Source organism: Pseudomonas sp. GW821-FHT02C04 (genome assembly GCF_059421845.1).
Window position 1 is genome coordinate 619136 of the sequence record NZ_JBWKVT010000003.1, and the last position, 20905, is coordinate 640040.

Consider the following 20905-nt stretch of genomic DNA (forward strand, 5'->3'; position numbering starts at 1 on the left):
CCATGTCCGAAAACCGCTGGGAAGGCATCGACGAGTTCGTCGCCGTTGCCGAGTGCAGCCAGTTCACCGCCGCTGCTGAACGGCTGGGCGTTTCTTCCTCGCACATCAGTCGACAAATCGTACGACTGGAAGAGCGTTTACAGACGCGACTGCTGTATCGCAGCACCCGTCGCGTCACCCTGACCGAAGCCGGCCAGACCTTTCTGCAACATTGTCAGCGTTTGCAGGACGGTCGCGAAGAAGCATTGCGTGCGGTCGGTGATCTGACCAGCGAACCCAAAGGCATGTTGCGCATGACCTGCGCCGTGGCTTATGGCGAGCGCTTCATCGTGCCGCTGGTGACCCGGTTCATGGGGCACTACCCACAACTGCGCATCGATATCGAACTGACCAACCGGCAGCTCGATCTGGTGCACGAAGGCCTGGACCTGGCGATTCGCCTCGGGCGTCTTCAGGATTCCCGGTTGGTGGCAACCCGCCTGGCGCCACGGCGGATGTACCTCTGCGCGTCGCCGTCCTACCTCGAACGGTACGGTCGGCCACACAGTTTGTCGGAACTGAGCCGGCACAATTGCCTGATCGGCAGCTCGGACATCTGGCAACTTGAACAGAACGGGCGGGAATTTTCCCAGCGAGTGCAGGGAAACTGGCGCTGCAACAGTGGGCAGGCGGTGCTGGATGCGGCGCTACAAGGCGTCGGTCTGTGTCAGTTGCCGGACTACTACGTGTTGGAGCATCTGCACAGCGGCGCGTTGATTTCTTTGTTGGAGGCCCATCAACCGCCGAACACGGCGGTGTGGGCGTTGTATCCGCAGCAACGGCACTTGTCACCCAAGGTGCGCAAACTGGTGGATTTTCTCAAGGAAGGTTTGGCCGAACGGCCGGAGTATCGGATTTAACGGCGGTTGGCCCAGCGCTGGCGCAACCATTCGAGGTCTTCGGGGCGGGTGACTTTCAGGTTGTCCGCGCGACCTTCGATCAGACGCGGCGCCATGCCGGCCCACTCCATCGCCGAGGCTTCATCGGTGATCAGCGCATCGGCCACCAGACTGTCCGCCAATGCGCGGTGCAATGCTCCGAGGCGGAACATCTGCGGCGTGTAGGCCTGCCAGATCACGCTGCGATCCACGGTTTCGACCACTCGACCGTGCTTGTCGACCCGTTTCAGGGTGTCGCGCGCCGGCACGGCCAGCAAGCCACCGACCGGATCGCTCGCCAGCTCAGCCAGCAGTTTATCGAGATCGTCACGGCTCAGATTGGGCCGTGCCGCATCGTGCACCAGCACCCAATCCTCATCGTCGGCACCTTGGGCGTGCAGATGAAGCAAAGCGTTGAGCACCGAACCTGAACGCTCGGCGCCACCCTCGACCCGCTGAATCCGCGGATCACTGACGCAAGCCAGGTTCGGCCAATAAGGATCATCGACAGCAAGACTGACCACCAGGCCCTTGAGGCTCGGGTGATCGAGGAAACAGCCGAGGCTGTGTTCGAGAATTGTGCGTCCGCCCAGTTGCAGATATTGCTTGGGACGGTCCGCAGCCATACGGGCACCGACGCCCGCGGCAGGAATCACGGCCCAGAAGGCCGGCAGGGAATCGATCATTGGGCCAACTGGTAAAGGGTTTCGCCGTCCTTGACCATGCCCAGTTCGTGACGAGCCCGTTCTTCAACGGTCTCCATGCCTTTCTTCAACTCGCTGACTTCAGCGTCCATCACCCGGTTGCGCTCCAGCAAGGCTTCGTTCTCGGCGTGTTGATCAGCAATCTGCTGATTCAGTTCGGCAACTTGCGCCAGACTGCCATTGCCCACCCACAGGCGGTACTGCAGACCGGCCAGCAGCAAGAGCAAGACGAGAAACAACCAGTAAGGACTGCGCATCGAATATCAGGTATCCAGTGAAAAAAGACAGCCACGCAAAAAACTTTGAAGCATCTGATAGCACGAAGCCTGGAATATCCAGGCTTGTGCATATAAGGCATCAGATTAGTGGCAAATCCATCGCTGTCACGACTTTTCCGACACAATCCGGTGTCTTTTTACCATCTACAACTCAGCCGCGAAACTCGGAGCGACCGTTGTACTTGGCTTTGCCATTCAACTGCTCTTCGATACGCAGCAGTTGGTTGTACTTGGAAACGCGGTCGGAACGGCACAGCGAACCGGTCTTGATCTGGCCAGCCGAAGTACCCACCGCCAGGTCGGCAATGGTCGAATCTTCGGTTTCGCCCGAACGGTGCGAGATCACGGCGGTGTAACCGGCAGCCTTGGCCATCTGGATGGCTTCCAGGGTTTCGGTCAGGGTGCCGATCTGGTTGAACTTGATCAGGATCGAGTTGGCGATCTTTTTATCGATGCCTTCTTTCAGGATCTTGGTGTTGGTCACGAACAGGTCGTCGCCTACCAGTTGGGTCTTCTCGCCGATCTTGTCGGTGAGGATCTTCCAGCCAGCCCAGTCGGACTCGTCCAGACCGTCTTCGATCGAGATGATCGGGTAACGCTCGGTCAGACCTTTCAGGTAGTCGGCGAAACCTTCAGCGGTGAACACCTGGCCTTCGCCGGACAGGTTGTACTTGCCGTCTTCGTAGAATTCGCTGGCCGCGCAGTCCAGAGCCAGGGTCACGTCGGTGCCCAGCTTGTAACCGGCGTTGGCAACAGCTTCGGAGATCACTTTCAGTGCGTCTTCGTTCGAAGCCAGGTTCGGCGCGAAACCGCCTTCGTCACCGACAGCAGTGCTCAGGCCACGGGCCTTCAGAACAGCTTTCAGGTGATGGAAAATCTCGGTGCCCATGCGCAGACCTTCCGAGAAAGACTTGGCGCCAACCGGCTGAACCATGAATTCCTGGATGTCGACGTTGTTGTCGGCGTGCTCGCCACCGTTGATGATGTTCATCATCGGAACCGGCATCGAGTACACACCCGGGGTGCCGTTCAGGTTGGCGATGTGTGCGTACAGTGGCAGATCCTGATCCTGCGCAGCAGCCTTGGCCGCAGCCAGGGAGACGGCGAGGATGGCGTTGGCGCCCAGGGTCGCTTTGTTTTCGGTACCGTCAAGCTTGATCATCGCGTGATCCAGGGCTTTCTGGTCGCTTGGGTCGGTGCCCAGCAGCAGATCGCGGATCGGACCGTTGATGTTGGCTACCGCCTTGAGCACGCCCTTGCCCAGGTAACGGCTCTTGTCGCCATCACGCAGCTCGAGCGCTTCACGCGAGCCAGTGGATGCACCGGACGGCGCGCAAGCGCTGCCGATGATGCCGTTGTCGAGAAGCACGTCCGCTTCCACGGTGGGATTGCCACGGGAGTCGAGAACTTCACGACCTTTGATGTCGACGATTTTTGCCATTGTTGTAAACACTCCAAAGTTGACGAAAACGACGCAGCTAGAGGAAATCTTTTTACCGTCGGCAAGTGGTGTGCAGCGGGCAGCTTGCAGACGACAACGCTCATACCCGAGGGCATGAGCGACAAATCGTGCGGTACTTTACCGGAGAATTGAGGTTTACGCGGTTTCTACCGTCGGAAAACTCTTCACCAGTTCGTCCAAGGCTTTGAGCTGGGCCAGGAATGGCTCCAGTTTGTCCAGACGCAAGGCGCAAGGGCCGTCGCATTTGGCGTTGTCCGGATCCGGGTGCGCTTCGAGGAACAGACCCGCCAGCGACTGGCTCATGCCAGCCTTGGCCAGGTCGGTGACCTGGGCGCGGCGACCGCCGGCGGAGTCGGAACGACCGCCCGGCATTTGCAGCGAATGGGTCACGTCGAAGAATACCGGGTATTCGAACTGCTTCATGATGCCGAAGCCGAGCATGTCGACCACGAGGTTGTTGTAGCCGAAGCTCGAACCACGCTCGCAGAGGATCAATTGATCGTTACCCGCTTCCACGCACTTGTTCAGGATGTGTTTCATTTCCTGAGGCGCGAGGAACTGGGCTTTCTTGATATTGATGACGGCATTGGTCTTGGCCATCGCGACCACGAGGTCGGTCTGGCGCGACAGGAAGGCCGGCAGCTGGATGATGTCGCAGACCTCAGCGACGACCGCGGCCTGGTCAGGCTCGTGGACGTCGGTGATGATCGGTACGCCGAAGGCTTGTTTGATGTCCTGGAAGATGCGCATGCCCTCTTCCAGGCCAGGACCGCGATAGGAGGTCACAGAAGAACGGTTGGCCTTGTCGAAGCTGGCCTTGAACACGTAAGGGATACCGAGCTTTTCGGTGACCTTCACGTACTCTTCGCAAACCTGCATGGCCATGTCACGGCTTTCCAGCACGTTCATGCCGCCGAACAGCACCATGGGTTTGTCGTTGGCAATCTCGATGTCGCCGACGCGGATGATCTTCTGTGCCATCGGGTTACGCCTTCTTCTGGTGTTGAGCCAATGCCGCTTTGACGAAGCCGCTGAACAGCGGATGGCCATCGCGTGGCGTCGAGGTGAACTCTGGGTGGAACTGGCAAGCGACGAACCATGGATGATCCGGTGCTTCGACCACTTCAACCAGCGCAGCATCAGCGGAGCGACCGGAAATCTTCAGGCCGGCCTCGATGATTTGCGGCAGCAGGTTGTTGTTCACTTCGTAACGGTGACGGTGACGCTCGACAATCACATCCTTGCCGTAGCAGTCGTGCACCTTGGAGCCGGCTTCGAGCAGGCATTCCTGAGCGCCGAGGCGCATGGTGCCGCCCAGATCGGACGATTCGGTACGGGTTTCGACTGCACCGGTAGCGTCTTCCCACTCGGTGATCAGGCCGACAACCGGATGGCCGCTGGCACGATCGAACTCGGTGGAGTTGGCGTCTTTCCAGCCCAGCACGTTACGGGCGAACTCGATGACCGCCACTTGCATGCCCAGGCAGATACCCAGGTACGGAACCTTGTTTTCGCGAGCATATTGAACGGCAGTGATCTTGCCTTCCACGCCACGCAGACCGAAGCCGCCCGGTACGAGGATCGCGTCGACGCCTTCCAGCAGCGCGGTGCCCTGGTTTTCGATGTCTTCGGAATCGATGTAGCGCAGGTTGACCTTGGTGCGGTTGGTGATGCCAGCGTGACTCATCGCTTCGATCAGCGACTTGTAGGCGTCCAGCAGCTCCATGTACTTGCCGACCATCGCAATGGTGACTTCGTGCTCAGGATTCAGCTTGGCATCGACAACCTTTTCCCACTCGGACAGGTCGGCGCCATTGCATTGCAGGCCGAAGCGCTCGACGACGAAATCGTCCAGACCCTGGGCGTGCAGCACGGCCGGGATCTTGTAGATGGTGTCGACGTCTTCCAGGGAGATCACCGCACGCTCTTCAACGTTGGTGAACAGCGCGATCTTGCGACGCGACGACACATCCACCGGATGGTCGGAGCGGCAGATCAACACGTCTGGCTGCAGGCCGATCGAACGCAGCTCTTTTACGGAGTGCTGGGTCGGCTTGGTCTTGGTCTCGCCAGCAGTGGCGATGTACGGAACCAGAGTCAGGTGCATCAGCATCGCGCGCTTGGAACCGACTTCCACACGCAGCTGGCGGATGGCTTCGAGGAACGGTTGCGATTCGATGTCGCCAACGGTACCGCCGATTTCCACCAGAGCAACGTCGGCATCGCCGGCGCCCTTGATGATGCGACGCTTGATTTCGTCGGTGATGTGCGGAATCACCTGGATGGTTGCACCCAGGTAGTCACCACGGCGCTCTTTGCGCAGCACGTGTTCGTAGACACGGCCGGTGGTGAAGTTGTTGTTCTGGGTCATGGTCGTGCGGATGAACCGCTCGTAGTGGCCCAGGTCCAGGTCGGTCTCGGCGCCGTCGTGGGTGACGAACACTTCACCGTGCTGGAACGGGCTCATGGTGCCCGGGTCGACGTTGATGTACGGATCCAGCTTCAGCATGGTGACCTTAAGCCCCCGCGCCTCCAGGATGGCCGCCAATGAAGCCGATGCAATGCCTTTCCCCAAAGAAGAAACAACACCGCCCGTGACGAATATGTAGCGCGTCATGAAAAACCCTAGAAGTCTGCGTTAAAGCGGTCCGAGCCGCCGGGGAAAGCGAAGGAAGGCCGAAGCCCCCGATCACCTGCATTAATCACAGTGCACCTTTCAAAAAAACCGCCGCGTTGGGACAGACCGGAAGTGAAAACACCGGTACGTTGCTCGCTACACATTTTTTGGAATCGCCCAGCAAAGACTGCTTGGTAATCGGCAACTCCTGCAATTCAGGCGAATCCACAGAAGTTGTATCAAGAAGGGAGCGTAGTCTACCGGAATGCCCCCTTCAGCTCAAACCTTGATCTTCATCAAAAGGCACCCAATGCAATCGCCAGCCTTCCTGCACGTTGCCATCAAGCCCCGGCAGGTTCGCCACGGCGAGCAATTCTTCACCGCGAAACAGCAGCGGCAATCTGCCACGCACGAAGCCCGGCACCGCGCGTTCATTGAGCAGGCGCTTGAGATCGCGGCGACCACGATCCGCCAGATGCATCACCTCGCCGCCCTGCCGATAGCGGATGCGCAGCGGCCCTGCGGGAGTCTGACCGCTGAACATGACACGCCCGTTATCGGGCAAGCGTAGCGCCAGCGACGGGTCATGCCAGTCGCCGCTGACCACTGGCGCCCGCAACCATTGCCCGCTGAGCCACCACAGGCGACCGGCGCCTCGATGCAACTCCCCGTCCGCCAGACGCCAGACCGGCGAGGCATCATTGCCAGCATCACGCAAATCGACCCAACCCGACCAATGGTCGGTATCCGGCAGTCGGGTGAGCGGTTCCAGCCAGTGACTGAGTGCGTTTCGCTGCCGCGAATCGGACAACCCCGCGATTGCCACCAATCCCAGCGATGGCAATCCCAGCCACTCGAAATCATCGGACAAGGTCGCTTGAGCCAGATCAATCTGCGCCAGCTCATCGAGCAAACCTTGCGCCTCACGCAAATGTGCCGCACTGCGGGCCATGCTGGCGTGAGCCTGCGGCCAGCGACCGGTCAGCAGCGGCATGACCTGATGGCGCAGGTAATTGCGCGAGAACTGTCGATCCTGATTCGACGGATCCTCTATCCAGCGCAGGCCATGGTCCCGCGCATAGACTTCCAGCTCGGCACGTGTAACGTCGAGCAAAGGCCGAACCAGACTGCCCTGCCCCAACGCTCGTTGCGCCGGCATGCCGGAGAGGCCTCGGACCCCGGCACCGCGCAACAGACGGAACAGCAGCGTTTCAGCCTGATCATCGCGGTGTTGTCCGGTCAATAACACATCGTTGGCCTGAATCGCCGCACTGAACGCCGCATAGCGCACATCCCGCGCCGCCCGCTCCAGGCTCGCCCCCGGCTGCACCTGCACACGCTCCACTTGCAACGACACCGCCAGCTCATCGCAGACAGCCTGGCAATGCGCCGGCCACGCATCGGCCGCAGCCTGAAGGCCGTGATGGACATGGATGGCGCTTAACGCAGGAATAGTTTCGGTTTTGGCGAGACTGGCCAGAAGGTGCAGCAGGACGGTGGAGTCGAGTCCACCCGAGTAGGCGATGCGCCAATGGGAAGCACCGAGCCAGGGCTTGAGATGGCGCAAAAGCCTGGAAGACAAATCAATCGTCGACTGATCCATTTTTTTCCCTTGGCACAAATCAAATGTGGGAGCGAGCCGGCTCGCGATAGCGGTGCAACAGCCAACTCATTGGTTGAATGTTACCCCTCATCGCGAGCAGGCTCGCTCCCACATCGGGTATTGCGCGGTCGACTTAGAGGCCGTAGCTCATCAGACGATCGTAACGACGCTTGAGCAGCGCTTCGTTGTCGAACTTCTTCAGCATCGCCAGTTGCGAGCTCAGCTCGGCACGGATCGAGGCCGCGGCAGCCGCCGGATCACGGTGGGCGCCGCCCAGAGGCTCGCCAATCACTTTGTCGACGATGCCCAGGCCTTTCAGGCGCTCGGCGGTGATGCCCATCGCTTCAGCGGCATCCGGCGCCTTTTCTGCGGTTTTCCACAGAATAGAAGCGCAACCTTCCGGCGAGATCACCGCGTAAGTCGAGTACTGCAGCATGTTCAACTGATCGCAGACACCGATCGCCAGTGCACCGCCGGAACCACCTTCACCAATCACGGTGGCGATGATCGGGGTTTTCAGGCGAGCCATGACACGCAGGTTCCAGGCAATCGCTTCGCTCTGGTTACGCTCTTCAGCGTCGATCCCAGGGTAGGCGCCCGGGGTGTCGATGAAGGTCAGGATCGGCATTTTGAAACGCTCGGCCATTTCCATCAGGCGGCAAGCCTTGCGGTAGCCTTCCGGACGCGGCATGCCGAAGTTGCGGCGTACCTTTTCACGTACTTCACGGCCCTTCTGGTGACCGATGACCATCACTGGCTGGTCTTCCAGACGTGCCACGCCGCCCACAATGGCCGCGTCGTCGGAGAAGTGACGATCACCGTGCAGTTCGTCGAACTCGGTGAAGATGTGTTCGATGTAGTCCAGGGTGTATGGACGTTTCGGGTGACGCGCCAGACGTGCGATCTGCCAGCTGGTCAGCTTGCCGAAAATGTCTTCGGTGAGCGTTTTGCTCTTGTCCTGCAGGCGGGAGATCTCATCGCCGATATTCAGCGAATTGTCATTACCGACCAAGCGCAACTCTTCGATCTTGGCTTGCAGGTCGGCGATCGGCTGTTCGAAATCTAGAAAATTCGGGTTCATAGGCGTCCGTCTAGGGTCGTGTCCCAAGTGAGCTTGGGCCGGCCGGTTGTCTATTCGCGCCCTACCTTAAGGGAGAGGCGCGCTAAGGTCGAGATTAAAAATTCAGGTTGCGGGCAGGCGGTTTGATATCACCTGCCGGTCAACGGTATTGGAGGAAGACGTTGTCTCGCCCGAACTGGTCACGCAGGGCTTGAATCAAGGCATCCGCCGGGTCGATCCGCCAGGTCTCGCCAAACTGCAGCAAGGTCTTCGCATCGGGACTGGTGTATTCCATGGTGATCGGGCATGCCCCGCGGTGACGCTTGAGCAAATCCCCCAACCAGCGTAGCTGATCGCCTTTCAGATCCTGGGTCTGCAACTTCAGGCGCAAGCTCTCGGCCAAGTTGGTGCGCGCATCTTCCATGCTCATCACCCGCTTGACCCGCAGGCGCAGGCCGCCGGAGAAGTCATCGTTGCTGACCTCGCCTTCGACCACCACCATTGCGTCGGTCTGCAGCAGCGATTGCGCGGAGTGGAACGCCTCGGCAAACAGCGACGCCTCGATCCGCCCGGAGCGGTCGTCGAGGGTGATGAAGCCCATCTTGTCGCCCTTTTTGTTCTTCATCACACGCAGGGCAATGATCATCCCCGCCACGGTCTGGGTATCCCGGGCCGGTTTCAGGTCGATGATGCGCTGGCGAGCGAAACGGCGGATTTCGCCTTCGTATTCGTCGATCGGGTGACCGGTCAGATACAGGCCGAGGGTGTCTTTTTCACCCTTGAGGCGTTCCTTGAGGGTCAGTTCCTTGGCCTTGCGATGCAGCGCGTAAACGTCCGCATCTTCCTCGACGAACAGCCCGCCGAACAGGTCGGCGTGGCCACTGTCGCGGGTACGCGCAGTCTGCTCGGCCGACTTGATTGCCTCTTCCATCGCCGCCAGCAGTACGGCACGGTTACGGTCGATGTTGGCCTGATAAGCCTTTTGCTCGTCATTGAAGTACGGACCGAGACGATCCAGCGCGCCGCCGCGAATCAATCCGTCCAGCGTGCGCTTGTTGATGCGTTTGAGGTCGACCCGGGCGCAGAAGTCGAACAGATCCTTGAACGGACCGGCCTGACGAGCCTCGGTGATCGCTTCCACCGGGCCTTCGCCGACGCCTTTGATCGCGCCCAGGCCATACACGATGCGACCTTCGTCGTTCACCGTGAACTTGAACTCCGAGGTATTCACGTCCGGCGCGTCGAGGCGCAGTTTCATCGTGCGCACTTCCTCGATCAAGGTCACGACCTTGTCGGTGTTGTGCATATCCGCCGACAGTACCGCGGCCATGAACGGCGCCGGGTAGTGGGCTTTCAGCCAGGCGGTCTGGTACGACACCAGGCCGTATGCGGCGGAGTGGGATTTGTTGAAGCCGTAACCGGCGAATTTCTCCACCAGGTCGAAAATGTTACCGGCCAGGTCCGCGTCGATATTGTTGGTGGCGCAACCTTCAATGAAGCCGCCGCGCTGCTTGGCCATTTCCTCGGGCTTTTTCTTACCCATGGCCCGCCGCAGCATGTCCGCACCACCGAGGGTGTAACCGGCCATGACCTGGGCAATCTGCATCACCTGTTCCTGATACAGGATGATGCCGTAAGTCGGTGCCAGGACGGGCTTGAGGCCCTCGTACTGGTAATCGGAGTGCGGATAGGCCAGTTCGGCGCGACCGTGCTTACGGTTGATGAAGTCATCCACCATGCCCGATTGCAATGGACCCGGACGGAACAGGGCCACCAGTGCGATCAAGTCTTCCAGGCAGTCGGGCTTGAGTTTTTTGATCAGCTCTTTCATGCCGCGGGATTCAAGCTGGAATACCGCGGTGGTTTCAGCTTTTTGCAGCAGTTGATACGTCGGTTTGTCATCCAACGGGATGAACGCGATGTCCAGCGGCGGCTCGTTGACCTTGGCGCGGTCGCGGTTGATGGTTTTCAGCGCCCAGTCGATGATCGTCAGCGTTCGCAGACCGAGGAAGTCGAACTTCACCAGACCGGCCGCCTCGACGTCATCCTTGTCGAACTGGGTTACCAGACCGTCACCGGCCTCGTCGCAATAGATCGGCGAGAAGTCGGTCAGCTTGGTCGGTGCGATCACCACACCACCGGCGTGCTTGCCGACGTTACGCACAACGCCCTCAAGCTTGCGCGCCATCTCCCAGATTTCCGCCGCTTCTTCATCGACCTTGATGAAGTCGCGCAGGATTTCTTCCTGCTCGTAGGCTTTTTCCAGGGTCATGCCGACTTCGAACGGAATCATCTTCGACAGGCGATCTGCCAGGCCGAACGACTTGCCCTGCGCCCGCGCCACGTCCCGCACCACAGCTTTCGCCGCCATGGAACCGAAGGTGATGATCTGGCTCACGGCGTTACGGCCGTATTTCTCCGCCACGTAGTCGATCACGCGGTCGCGACCGTCCATGCAGAAGTCGACGTCGAAGTCGGGCATCGATACCCGTTCCGGGTTAAGGAAACGTTCGAACAGCAGGTCGTATTCCAGCGGGTCGAGGTCGGTGATCTTCTGCACGTAGGCCACCAGCGATCCGGCACCCGACCCCCGGCCCGGGCCCACCGGCACACCGTTGTTCTTGGCCCACTGGATGAAGTCCATCACGATCAGGAAGTAACCGGGGAACCCCATCTGGATAATGATATCCAGCTCGAAATTCAGTCGGTCGACATAGACCTGCCGCTTGGCTTCGTAGTCTTCGGTCGTGTCCCTTGGCAGCAGAACGGTTAACCGCTCTTCCAGACCTTCGAAGGACACCTTGCGGAAATACTCGTCGATGGTCATGCCATCGGGGATCGGGAAGTTGGGCAAAAAGTGCGTGCCCAGCTTCACTTCAATGTTGCAACGCTTGGCGATCTCGACGGAGTTTTCCACCGCATCCGGCAGGTCGCTGAACAGCTCGGCCATTTCCTCGGCGCTTTTCAGGTACTGCTGATCGCTGTAGTTCTTCGAACGACGCGGATCGTCGAGGGCCCGGCCCTCACCGATGCAGACGCGGGTTTCGTGAGCGGCGAAGTCTTCCTGCTTGATGAAACGCACATCGTTGGTCGCGACCAACGGCGCACCGAGCTTGTCGGCCAGGGCCACGGCGCCGTGCAATTGTTCTTCGTCATTCGGACGGTTGGTACGCTGAATCTCCAGATAGAAACGATCCGGGAACACCGCCATCCATTCGCGCGTCAGGGTCTCTGCCTCGGCGGGGTTGCCGCCGATCATGGCCATACCGATCTCGCCTTCTTTCGCGGCGGACAGCATGATCAGGCCTTCGTTGGCCTCGGCGACCCACTCGCGCTCGATGATGATCATGCCGTTGCGCTGACCTTCGATGAAGCCACGGGAAATCAGCTCGGTCAGGTTGCGATAACCCAGGGCGTTCATGACCAGCAGGCTGATCCGGCTCAGCGGACCCTCCGGGTCCTTGTTCGACAGCCACAGGTCGGCGCCGCAGATCGGCTTGATCCCGGCGCCCATGGTGTTTTTATAGAATTTGACCAACGAACACATGTTGTTCTGGTCGGTAACCGCAACGGCCGGCATGCCCATGCCGGTCAGGGCCTTGACCAGCGGCTTGATCCGCACCAGCCCGTCGACCAGGGAGTATTCAGTGTGCAGGCGTAGATGAACGAATGAAGCCGGCATAGTGATCCTGTCCAGTTACATAGAGACAACAAGGCCCGGATTGTACCGGGCCCTGAACAAAACATCAGCCTCGCCGCTAAACCTGCGTGAGGCCTTCCAGCGCTTCATAAGCCTGCCGCACCGGGGCAAACGAACGCCGGTGAATCGGCGTCGGCCCGAGGCGCACCAACGCTTCCAGATGAACGGGCGTCGGGTAGCCTTTATGACCACCGATGCCGTAACCCGGATAGATCAATTCGAACGCCGCCATCTCGCGGTCACGGCTGACCTTGGCCAGAATCGACGCGGCGGCGATGGCCGGCACCTTGCTGTCGCCCTTGACCACCGCTTCGGAACGCATCGGCAGTTTCGGGCAGCGGTTGCCGTCGATCATCGCCAGTTTCGGCTGGATATGCAGCCCCGCCACCGCGCGCTGCATCGCCAGCATGGTGGCGTGAAGGATGTTCAGCTCGTCGATTTCTTCGACTTCGGCACGGGCGATGCACCAGCTCAGTGCCTTCTCGCAGATTTCGTCGTAGAGCTTTTCACGCTTGGCTTCAGTGAGTTTCTTCGAGTCGTTGAGACCGAGAATCGGACGGTTCGGATCGAGGATCACCGCCGCCGTGACGACCGCCCCGCACAACGGGCCACGACCGACTTCATCAACGCCGGCCACCAGCTCTTCGACTTCGGCAACCAGGGTGAAATCCAGGCCCATCTGCATGCTTGTCTTGCTCATCGTGTTTGACCGATCAGGTTCAGAACGGCGTCAGCCGCCTGATTGGAAGCGTCCAGACGCAGGGTGCGGTGGATCTCGTCGAAGCCGCGCGTCTGCTCTTCGCCACCGTCGATCAACGGCGACAGAGTCTGGGCAAGTGCTTCGACCGTCGCATCATCCTGCAACAATTCCGGCACCAGCAGTCGCTGGGCCAGCAGGTTCGGCAGGGAAACGTACGGGCTCTTGACCATGCGTTTGAGAATCCAGAACGTCAGCGGTGCCAGACGATAGGCCACGACCATCGGGCGCTTGTACAGCAGCGCCTCGAGGGTCGCAGTGCCTGACGCGATCAGGACTGCGTTGCACGCTGCCAAGGCCAAGTGGGATTTGCCGTCGAGCAAGGTCACCGGCAGGTCACGACCGGCCAGCAGTTCTTCAAGCTGGGCCCGACGCTCAGGATTGGCGCACGGTATGACGAAGCGCAAACCCGGGCGCATGGCGCGCAGGCGTTCGGCGGTATCGAGAAAAAGTGCACCCAGACGACTGACTTCGCCGCCGCGACTGCCCGGCATCAAAGCCACCAGCGGACCATCCGGCAGTCCCAGTTCGGCGCGCGCAGCAGTGCGATCGGCTTCCAGTGGAATGGTATCGGCCAGCGTATGACCGACGAACCGCACCGGCACGCCTTTCTCCTCGTAGAATCTGGCTTCGAACGGCAGCAGCGTGAGCATCAGGTCGCAGCCTTCGCGGATCTTCAGCACCCGCTTCTGCCGCCACGCCCATACCGAAGGGCTGACGTAGTGCACGGTCTTGATCCCGGCCTGACGCAGCTTGAGTTCGATATTGAGGTTGAAATCCGGGGCGTCGATGCCAATGAACACATCCGGCTTTTCAGCGATCAGCGTGGCGATCAGGTCCTTGCGGCGCTTGAGCAGTTCACGCAGTCGCCCGAGGACTTCCACCAGCCCCATGACCGACAGCCGCTCCATGGGGAAGTAGGAGCTCAGGCCTTCGGCCTGCATCAACGGGCCGCCGACGCCGATGAACTCGACAGCGGGATGCTGTGCCTTGAGGGCACGCATCAGACCGGCGCCCAGAATGTCACCGGAAGCCTCACCCGCCACCAGCGCAATACGCAGATTGGCCATGATCAGCGGGTGATGCCGCGAGACGACGACTGGATGGAGTCACGGAACACCGCGACTTCCGGGAACTGGGCGGCAGGCTCGGCCAGTTCGGCCAGGGCTTGCTCGACAGTCAGTCCCTGGCGGTAGACAGTTTTATAGGCGCGGCGCAAGGCATGAATGGCATCCTCGCTGAACCCACGACGACGCATGCCTTCGAAGTTCATGCTGCGCGCTTCGGCCGGGTTGCCGAACACCGTGACGAACGCCGGAACGTCCTTGCCGATGGCGGTGCCCATGCCGGAAAAGCTGTGGGCGCCAATATGGCAATACTGGTGCACCAGGGTGAAACCGGACAGGATCGCCCAGTCCTCGACGTGCACATGCCCGGCCAACGCGGTGTTGTTGACCAGAATGCAGTGGTTGCCGATGACACTGTCGTGACCGATGTGGGCGTAAGCCATGATCAGGTTGTGATCGCCCAGGGTGGTTTCCGAGCGATCCTGAACAGTGCCACGGTGAATCGTCACGCCTTCACGGATAACGTTATGGTCACCGATCACCAGGCGGGTTTCTTCACCCTTGTACTTGAGATCAGGCGTGTCTTCGCCTACCGAGGAAAACTGGTAGATGCGATTGTGCTTGCCGATTCGGGTCGGGCCTTTGAGGATCACGTGCGGCCCGATCACTGTCCCCTCGCCGATTTCCACACCTGCGCCGATGATCGACCACGGGCCGACCTCGACACCTTCAGCCAGTACGGCCGAAGGATCGATGATTGCGCGAGGGTCAATCAAACTCATACTTTTTGTTCCGCGCAGATGATCTCGGCGGAGCAGACCGGCTTGCCATCAACCGACGCCTGGCATTCAAACTTCCAGATCTTGCGCTTGCAGCTAATGAACGTGGCCTCAAGAATCAACTGATCGCCAGGCTTGACCGGCTGGCGGAAACGCAGTTTGTCGGAGCCGACAAAGTAGTAAAGCGTGCCATCAGCGGGCTTCACGTCGAGCATCTTGAAACCGAGAATCCCGGCTGCCTGAGCCATCGCTTCGATGATCAGGACGCCCGGCATGATCGGATGCGCAGGGAAGTGACCATTGAAGAACGGTTCGTTGATGCTGACATTCTTGTAGGCGCGAATTCGCTTGCCTTCAGTATCCAGTTCCACTACCCGGTCCACCAGCAGGAACGGGTAACGGTGAGGCAGGTATTCGCGAATCTCGTTGATGTCCATCATTTCGGGGGGAAGCCTATGTAAAGATTGGGAGCGCGACTGACGCGCACTCCTCTAGCAAATCAAGGAGGCAGTCCAGAGGCTGTGCACACTTGATATGGAAATGGTATCAGCCTTCAGATGAAGCATTACCGCCAGGGGTCACTTCCCCTGCCCGCTTTTCCAGCTGTTTCAACCGTCGCGCGAGGTCATCGAGCTGACGGATGCGTGCCGCGCTTTTGCGCCATTCGGCAGCCGGCTGCATGGCTGTACCGGAAGAATAGGCACCCGGCTCGGTAATCGAGTGAGTCACCATGGTCATCCCGGTCAGGAAAACGTTGTCGCAAATATCGATGTGCCCTACCAGGCCAACACCGCCGGCGAGCATGCAGTGCTTGCCGATTTTGGTGCTGCCGGAAATCCCCACGCACGCCGCCATGGCGGTGTGATCACCGACCTGAACGTTGTGGGCGATCTGAATCTGGTTGTCGAGCTTCACACCGTTGCCGATCACGGTATCGGCCAACGCACCGCGGTCGATGGCGGTGTTCACGCCAATCTCCACATCGTCGCCAATGGTCACGCCGCCGATCTGGGCGATTTTCTGCCAGATGCCTTTCTCGTTGGCAAAGCCGAAGCCTTCACCGCCGAGCACTGCACCGGACTGGATCACCACCCGCTTGCCGATGCGCACATCGTGATACAGCGTCACTCGCGGAGCCAGCCAGCCACCTTCGCCGACTTCGCTGCGGGCACCGACAACGCAATGCGCGCCGAGTGTCACGCCTGCACCGATCCGGGCGCCGGCTTCGATCACCACAAAGGGACCGATACTGGCAGTCGGATCGACCATGGCGTCCGAAGCAATCACTGCGGTCGGATGGATACCGGCTGCAGATTTCGGCTTCGGATCGAACAGGTGGGAAATGCGTGCGTAAGCCAGATAAGGATCCGGCACCACCAACGCATTACCGGCATAACCGTCGGCATCAGCCGCTTTGAGCAGCAGTGCCGCCGCCTGCGAGCCAGCGAGGTATTTGCGGTATTGGGGGTTTGCCAGAAAGCTCAACTGAGCTGGGCCAGCCTCCTGCAAGGTGGCTAGCCCAGTAATTTGCTTCTCGGGGTCGCCACTCAGGGTGGCACCGAGGAACTCGGCCAACTGGCCGAGTTTGATAGTCACGGTCATGGGTTACTTCAGCTGATTCATGCGCTCGATAACCTGGCGCGTGATGTCATATTGAGGTTTGACATCGATCACTGCGCCACGCTCGAACACCAGGTCAAAACCACCTTTCTTGATGACTTCTTCCACTGCGCTATCCAGTTTCGGCTTGAGCTGCTTGAGCATTTCACGGTCAGCAACGGCTTTGGCTTCGTTCAGTTCCTTGGACTGGAACTGGAAATCACGGGCCTTTTGCTTGAATTCCAGCTCCAGACGCTCACGCTCGCCCTGCTGCATCTTGTCGCCGCCAGCCATCAGACGATCCTGGATACCCTTGGCGCTGCTTTCCAGCGTCTTGAGCTTGGTCAGTTGAGGACCGAACTTCTTCTCGGCATCTACAGCGTATTTCTTGGCTGCGTCGGATTCCAGCAGTGCCATCTGATAGTTCAGAACAGCGATTTTCATGTCGGCAAATGCCGGGCCTGCCACCAGTACGGAGGCCAGGAGAACCAATTGAGTCAACTTACGCACGATGTACTCCTACAAAATCCATTGTCGTTATCTTGGGTCAGACGCTTAGAACGTCTGGCCGAGGGAGAATTGGAACACTTGAGTTTCAGCGTTATCCGGTTTCTTGATCGGTGTGGCCAACGCGAAGCTCAAAGGACCCAGTGCGGTAACCCAGGTCACGCCGACACCGACGGAACTGGCCATGTTGCTCAAGCTGATGTCGTTGCACTGCGTGTTGGACTTCGAACCATCACTGTTCGTGGTGTTCTTGCACTGCGAATCAAACACGTTACCCACATCCCAGAATACCGAAGTACGCAGGGAACGTTGATCCTTGACGAATGGCAGCGGGAACAGCACTTCAACACCACCCTGGATCAGAACGTTACCACCGAACGGCAGTGGATCCTGATCCGGATCTCGCAGAGTGCCGTTTGCACCGGTACTTGGTGTACTGCGCGGACCCAGAGTGCTGTCCTTGAAGCCACGTACCGAGTTGAAACCACCAGCATAGTAGTTTTCATAGAATGGCAAGCCTTCGGTCGAACCATAACCGTCGCCATAACCCAATTCGGTGTGCAGACGCAGGGTGTAGTTCTCGGTGATCGGCTGGAACAGCTGGCCACGGTAGTCAAGCTTGTAGAACGACAGGTCGCTGCCTGGAATGGTGGTTTCCAGAGTCAGGCTCTGGGAACGGCCACGGGTCGGCAGCACGCCCTTGTTCAGGGTCGATTCGGACCAACCGGCCGAAGCCTTGAAGTTCAGGTACTGATCGCCTTCACGGTTCACGAAGTCGAAAATCTCGTCAACGGTGTATGTACCGGTCTTGATCTTGTCCTGCTGAGCGGACAGACCGAAGGTCAGACGCGAAGTCTCGCTGATCGGGTAGCCAACGTTCACACCGGCACCCAGGCTGTCCACCGCGTAGCTTGCTACGTCGACGTCGAGGTCTTTGTAGTCGGTGGTGCGATAGAACGCGTTGTAGCCCAGGCTCACGCCATCGGCGGTCCAGTAGGGGTCAACGTAGCCGAAGTTGTAGCGGCTCTGGTATTCGCTTCGGGTCAGGCCGACGCTGACGCGGTTACCGGTACCCAGGAAGTTGTTCTGGGTAATCGAGCCACCGAGGATCAGACCGGCGCTCTGGGCGAAACCGACGCTGGCGGTGATCGAGCCGGAAGCCTGTTCTTCAACGCTGTAGTTCACGTCAACCTGGTCGTCGACACCCGGAACGGCCGGAGTTTCAACGTTGACCTCTTTGAAGAAGCCCAGACGCTCCAGACGGGTCTTGGACTGGTCGATCAGGTAGGTCGAAGCCCAGCCACCTTCCATCTGACGCATTTCACGGCGCAGCACTTCGTCTTCGGACTTGGTGTTGCCACGGAAGTTGATGCGGTTGACGTAGGCACGCTTGCCCGGATCGACAGCGAACAGGATGTCCACGGTGTGGTCATCATCGTGCGGCTGCGGAACACCGTTGACGTTGGCGAAGGTGTAGCCCTCGTTACCCAGACGACGAGTGATCAGTTCCGAGGTGGTGGTCATCAGCTTGCGCGAGAACACCTGGCCTTTCTGCACCAGCAGCAGCGACTTGACCTGGTCTTCAGGAACTTTCAGGTCACCGCTGAGCTTGACGTCACGAACGGTGTACTTCTCGCCTTCGGTCACGTTGACGGTGATGTAGACGTGTTTCTTGTCCGGGGTGATGGACACCTGGGTCGAAGCGATATCCATGTTGATATAGCCGCGGTCCAGGTAGTAGGAACGCAGACGCTCCAGGTCACCGGAAAGCTTTTCACGGGCGTACTTGTCGTCGTTCTTGAAGAACGACAGCCAGTTGGTGGTTTTCAGTTCGAACAGGTCGGTCAGGTCTTCTTCAGGGAAAACCGTGTTACCCACCACGTTGATGTGCTGAATGGCAGCAACGGTGCCTTCGTTGATCTTCACTTTCAGGCCGACACGGTTACGCGGCTGCGATACCACTTCGGTATCAACCGTGGCCGAATAACGACCTTGTGCAACGTATTGACGTTGCAACTCGTTACGCACGCCTTCGAGGGTCGCACGCTGGAAGATCTCGCCTTCGGCCAGACCGGATTGCTTGAGGCCCTTCATCAGGTCTTCGGTGGAGATCGCCTTGTTGCCTTCGATCTCGATGCTCGCGACCGATGGACGTTCGACGACGGTGATCACCAGAACGTTGCCTTCGCGGCCCAGCTGGATATCTTGAAAGAAACCGGTTTTGAACAACGCACGAGTGGATTCCACCAGGCGACGATCATCCGCCTGCTCGCCGACGTTCAACGGCAAGGCACCAAAGACGCTACCCGCGGAGACCCGCTGGAGGCCATTGACGCGAATATCAGAGATAGTGAAGGACTCGGCGTGAACTTCGGCGATCATCAATACGGTGAGAACCGCAGTTAGCAGCAGACGTTTCATGAAGTCCTTTCTTATTCCAACTGGCAATAAACAAACTGCCGCAAAATGCGGCAGATTCGCAATTCAGCGAAGCGTTACAGTCGACCCAGATCGTTGACCAGAGCAAGCAACATCACCCCGACCACCAAACTGATACCGATCTGTATCCCCCAACCTTGCACCCGATCCGACAAGGGACGACCACGCGCCCACTCGATCAGATAAAACAACAAATGCCCCCCATCCAGTACAGGAATGGGCAGCAAATTCAGAACCCCCAGGCTAATACTCAGATAAGCAAGGAAATTCAGGAAATCAGCGACACCCGACTGGGCAGAAGCGCCCGCCACTTTAGCAATGGTTATCGGTCCACTCAAGTTTTTTACCGAGAGCTCGCCGAACAGCATTTTCTTCAGTGAATCCAGCGTCAGGACACTCATGGTCCAGGTACGACGAGCGCCCTCGCCAATCGCGGCCAAAGGACCATAACTGACCTCGCGGATCATCTCCGGCGGCCAGTCGACAGCTTTCACTCCAGCCCCCAGATAACCGCTTGGCGACTTGCTTTCGCCACGTGCTGCCAGCGTCACAGGGATGTCGATTTGAGCACCGTCGCGCTCGACGTGCAGCATGATTTTGGTATCAGGACGCGTACGAACGGTATCGACCACCTGCTGCCAGTCATCCAGCGCCTTGCCATCCAGCGCCAGCAGACGGTCGCCGGTTTTCAGACCGGCTGCCTGAGCCGGGCCTTTCGGATCGAGTTCAGCGAGAATCGGCGGCAATGCCGGACGCCACGGGCGGATACCCAGGGAGCGAATCGGATCCGGCTCGTCGGCACCCTTCAGCCAGTGATCGAGTGCAAGTTCACGTGGCGAATCGGCCGTGGAGCCCTGCTCGCGCACCAGCACCTGCAGGGAACCGCTTTCCCCCAGACGACGCACCAATTGCAGATTGACCGCCGCCCAGCCAGAAGTCGGCTCACCGTCGATGGCAATGATTTCCTGGCCCGCATTCAGCCCGGCCTTTGCCGCGAGACTGCCGGACTCGACCGCACCGATGACCGGACGCACCTGCTCGCTGCCCAGCATGGCCAGCACCCAGAAGAACACCATGGCCAACAGGAAGTTGGCGACCGGGCCGGCTGCAACGATGGCAATACGCTGACGAACGGACTTGCGATTGAAAGATTGATGAAGCTGCTCAGCGGGCACTTCGCCTTCACGCTCATCGAGCATCTTGACGTAGCCGCCCAGCGGAATGGCCGCGACAACAAACTCGGTCCCCTGCTTGTCGTGCCAGCGCAGCAACGGCATGCCAAAGCCTACGGAAAAGCGCAGAACCTTGACGCCACAGCGACGCGCGACCCAGAAGTGGCCGAATTCGTGAAAGGTGACCAGCACACCCAAGGCGATCAGGGTGCCGGCAATCATATAGAGCGCGCTCATCTACTTT

At 59.3% G+C, this 20905-nt stretch carries 17 protein-coding genes; 1 reads left to right on the forward strand and 16 read right to left on the reverse strand.

Annotation, left to right across the window (positions count from 1 at the left end):
• Positions 1 to 2: 2 nt before the first annotated feature.
• Complete coding sequence (locus tag AC07VV_RS15035; protein WP_085712852.1) at positions 3 to 899, forward strand: LysR family transcriptional regulator; 897 nt, start codon at positions 3 to 5, stop codon at positions 897 to 899.
• Here the strand turns inward: AC07VV_RS15035 and ispD are convergent.
• The 16 genes from ispD to rseP form a co-directional block, all read right to left on the reverse strand.
• The gene (ispD, locus tag AC07VV_RS15040; protein ID WP_102621421.1) at positions 896 to 1603 is read right to left on the reverse strand and encodes a 2-C-methyl-D-erythritol 4-phosphate cytidylyltransferase; all 708 of its coding nucleotides are present in this window, start codon (positions 1601 to 1603) and stop codon (positions 896 to 898) included. The two genes, AC07VV_RS15035 and ispD, sit on opposite strands and share 4 nt — an antisense overlap.
• Complete coding sequence (gene ftsB / locus AC07VV_RS15045) at positions 1600 to 1878, reverse strand: cell division protein FtsB (RefSeq protein ID WP_003222158.1); 279 nt, start codon at positions 1876 to 1878, stop codon at positions 1600 to 1602. The genes ispD and ftsB overlap by 4 nt, the downstream gene beginning before the upstream one ends.
• Positions 1879 to 2050: 172 nt before the next feature.
• Positions 2051 to 3340 carry a phosphopyruvate hydratase gene (gene eno / locus AC07VV_RS15050; RefSeq protein ID WP_093436567.1) on the reverse strand — a complete coding sequence of 430 codons (1290 nt, stop codon included), beginning with the start codon at positions 3338 to 3340 and terminating at the stop codon, positions 2051 to 2053.
• A gap of 156 nt (positions 3341 to 3496) precedes the next feature.
• Positions 3497 to 4342: a 3-deoxy-8-phosphooctulonate synthase gene (gene kdsA / locus AC07VV_RS15055; RefSeq protein WP_007954807.1), complete on the reverse strand. Its 846-nt coding sequence runs from the start codon at positions 4340 to 4342 to the stop codon at positions 3497 to 3499.
• 4 nt (positions 4343 to 4346) lie between these two features.
• Positions 4347 to 5978 (reverse strand): CTP synthase, encoded by a 1632-nt coding sequence (pyrG, locus tag AC07VV_RS15060; RefSeq protein ID WP_249485190.1) that lies wholly within the window; start codon positions 5976 to 5978, stop codon positions 4347 to 4349.
• Positions 5979 to 6252: 274 nt separating this feature from the next.
• Entirely contained in the window at positions 6253 to 7581 is a 1329-nt protein-coding gene (tilS, locus tag AC07VV_RS15065; RefSeq protein WP_495036665.1) for a tRNA lysidine(34) synthetase TilS, read from the reverse strand.
• A 133-nt stretch (positions 7582 to 7714) separates the two neighbouring features.
• Positions 7715 to 8662, reverse strand: a complete 948-nt coding sequence (locus AC07VV_RS15070) for an acetyl-CoA carboxylase carboxyltransferase subunit alpha (protein WP_085748116.1) — start codon at positions 8660 to 8662, stop codon at positions 7715 to 7717.
• 139 nt (positions 8663 to 8801) lie between these two features.
• Positions 8802 to 12323 (reverse strand): DNA polymerase III subunit alpha, encoded by a 3522-nt coding sequence (dnaE, locus tag AC07VV_RS15075; RefSeq protein ID WP_495036666.1) that lies wholly within the window; start codon positions 12321 to 12323, stop codon positions 8802 to 8804.
• Positions 12324 to 12399: 76 nt separating this feature from the next.
• Positions 12400 to 13026 (reverse strand): ribonuclease HII, encoded by a 627-nt coding sequence (gene rnhB, locus AC07VV_RS15080; protein WP_085712847.1) that lies wholly within the window; start codon positions 13024 to 13026, stop codon positions 12400 to 12402.
• Between the two features lie 11 nt (positions 13027 to 13037).
• Positions 13038 to 14168 (reverse strand): lipid-A-disaccharide synthase, encoded by a 1131-nt coding sequence (gene lpxB, locus AC07VV_RS15085; RefSeq protein ID WP_096819620.1) that lies wholly within the window; start codon positions 14166 to 14168, stop codon positions 13038 to 13040.
• 2 nt (positions 14169 to 14170) lie between these two features.
• Positions 14171 to 14947, reverse strand: coding sequence for an acyl-ACP--UDP-N-acetylglucosamine O-acyltransferase (lpxA, locus tag AC07VV_RS15090; RefSeq protein WP_085712845.1), 777 nt, complete (start codon positions 14945 to 14947; stop codon positions 14171 to 14173).
• The gene (fabZ, locus tag AC07VV_RS15095) at positions 14944 to 15384 is read right to left on the reverse strand and encodes a 3-hydroxyacyl-ACP dehydratase FabZ (protein WP_016771469.1); all 441 of its coding nucleotides are present in this window, start codon (positions 15382 to 15384) and stop codon (positions 14944 to 14946) included. The genes lpxA and fabZ overlap by 4 nt, the downstream gene beginning before the upstream one ends.
• Before the next feature lie 106 nt (positions 15385 to 15490).
• On the reverse strand, positions 15491 to 16546 hold the full coding sequence (lpxD, locus tag AC07VV_RS15100) for a UDP-3-O-(3-hydroxymyristoyl)glucosamine N-acyltransferase (RefSeq protein WP_495036667.1): 1056 nt from the start codon (positions 16544 to 16546) through the stop codon (positions 15491 to 15493).
• Between the two features lie 3 nt (positions 16547 to 16549).
• Positions 16550 to 17053 carry an OmpH/Skp family outer membrane protein gene (locus AC07VV_RS15105; protein WP_003222140.1) on the reverse strand — a complete coding sequence of 168 codons (504 nt, stop codon included), beginning with the start codon at positions 17051 to 17053 and terminating at the stop codon, positions 16550 to 16552.
• A 45-nt stretch (positions 17054 to 17098) separates the two neighbouring features.
• Positions 17099 to 19471, reverse strand: coding sequence for an outer membrane protein assembly factor BamA (bamA, locus tag AC07VV_RS15110; RefSeq protein WP_495036668.1), 2373 nt, complete (start codon positions 19469 to 19471; stop codon positions 17099 to 17101).
• A gap of 74 nt (positions 19472 to 19545) precedes the next feature.
• Positions 19546 to 20898 (reverse strand): sigma E protease regulator RseP, encoded by a 1353-nt coding sequence (rseP, locus tag AC07VV_RS15115; RefSeq protein WP_495036669.1) that lies wholly within the window; start codon positions 20896 to 20898, stop codon positions 19546 to 19548.
• Between the last annotated feature and the right edge of the window lie 7 nt (positions 20899 to 20905).